Here is a 1589-nt window from a genome sequence, read left to right as displayed (position 1 = left end):
GTCTTGTTCTGCATTCTACTGGCCTTCATCTCAGGAGGCCTAGCCGTAGCCGCCCGTTTTGCAGCCATCATAGCCCGTATAGCAGTCATGGGCATGAAAGTTACCGCCGTCAATAAACGGATAGCCAGCGGAGCGCGAGCGGTAAGCGCTTACATAGACAGTTTAAAGGTGATAGAATCATCACTTAAAAAGCTAAAGGCTATTGGAGCGAATACACGTAGGATTAAGCTAAAAGGCCAAAAATCTAGCGGCTCGACCGGTGAAACGCTGGTGATTGAGAGGAAGGTTGTTCAAAACTATGGGTCTACTGCTGCTCATGATGCTAACGGGGTTTTGAGAACGCCAGATGGAAGATTTGCAACAGATCCTTCTGTAGTTAATTCTCAGCTCAATAGACCTTCATTACGAAGTCAAACCAAGACAACAATTAAAGCTAATGCTCCTAAAAATTCGCAAGGCCAATTTATTGATCAAAATGGTCAGGTAATTGCTGATACCCATTTTGGTCATATTACAGGTCATGAGAATCGAAGAATACTTTCCGCTGGTGATGAACTTGGTCTTTCACAATCACAGTTAAATGATTATGTGAATGCTCGCCCTCAATTTTTCAAAATTGAAGATGCGAAGAGAAATTTAAGTCATGCAGATGAAATGCCAGGCAGAGATAACATCGATCATATTATTATTGATATGGAAGATTACTTCGGATTGTAAATTAGAGGTTTTGTAGTATGTCACGGGAAGTTTTGAGAGCTATTTTAAAAGGCGATATCGAAAAGTTTGATGGCTTCATACAACAAGGAATTGTTGTTAATGAAGTTACAGAGAAAGAGCGTTGGAATTATCTGCATCGAGCATTGATGTCCATTGCGAAGCCTCCTGTTTTGGAAATGGTTCAACACTTAATTGCCTGCGGTGTTGATGTGAATGCTATTGATGTATATGGGAACAATTCACTTCATTACGCGATGAAATTGAAGGATGCCAACATAGTTAGAGTTTTGTTGGATGCCAAGGTAGATGTGAACCATGTTAATGATGAGGGCGTTAGCCCTCTTCGAGAAGCGTTGTTAACTAAGCCTTATGATTATTCTTCTATTCAGTTGCTTTTAGAGCATGGAGCCGATGTAGAACAAAAAGTAGAAGGGGGTATTTCTGTGAAAGAATTTTCAGCAACAGTTGCAAATGAAGATGCTACCTTAATGGACTTATTCAATAAGTAAGTTGCTTAAATCTGGTGTGAGATAAAAACCCAGCCATTGAGCTGGGCTTTTTATATCTGCTGCTGAATCACTGTATCCAACATCTCACTCACAAACTTCCGTTTAGCGCGAGGCAGTTTATTAATCTCGTCTATCTGCTGTTCCAGCTTGGATTTAGGCCCCGTTTACTCTTGACCTCCAGTTGCATCCACCTCCCCCATTAACTCAACGACTGTTGAACCAACAGCGCTTGCTCTCAATTTCTACGCTTTCTTATACGGCGCTGCCGCCGCTTATATCATTTTAGAAGTCTTGTTCTGCATTCTACTGGCCTTCATCTCAGGAGGCCTAGCCGTAGCCGCCCGTTTTGCAGCCATCATAGCC

2 protein-coding genes are annotated in these 1589 nt (G+C 42.0%); both read left to right on the top strand.

Annotation, left to right across the window (positions count from 1 at the left end):
* Positions 1–717: GH-E family nuclease (locus BS617_RS17850; protein WP_212667486.1), on the top strand; the 717-nt coding region annotated here is incomplete at its 5' end.
* 17 nt (positions 718–734) lie between these two features.
* Complete coding sequence (locus BS617_RS17845) at positions 735–1226, top strand: ankyrin repeat domain-containing protein (protein WP_075174357.1); 492 nt, start codon at positions 735–737, stop codon at positions 1224–1226.
* Positions 1227–1589 lie beyond the last annotated feature (363 nt).

Source organism: Neptunomonas phycophila, from assembly GCF_001922575.1.
GTDB lineage: Bacteria > Pseudomonadota > Gammaproteobacteria > Pseudomonadales > Balneatricaceae > Neptunomonas > Neptunomonas phycophila.
The sequence above is the reverse complement of the archived record's forward strand: the minus strand, read 5'-3'. Positions and strand labels throughout refer to the sequence as shown.

Excerpts from the sequence above, each read along its gene's own strand:
- BS617_RS17845 (WP_075174357.1), top strand. The coding sequence starts at position 735 with ATGTCACGGGAAGTTTTGAGAGCTATTTTAAAAGGCGATATCGAAAAG.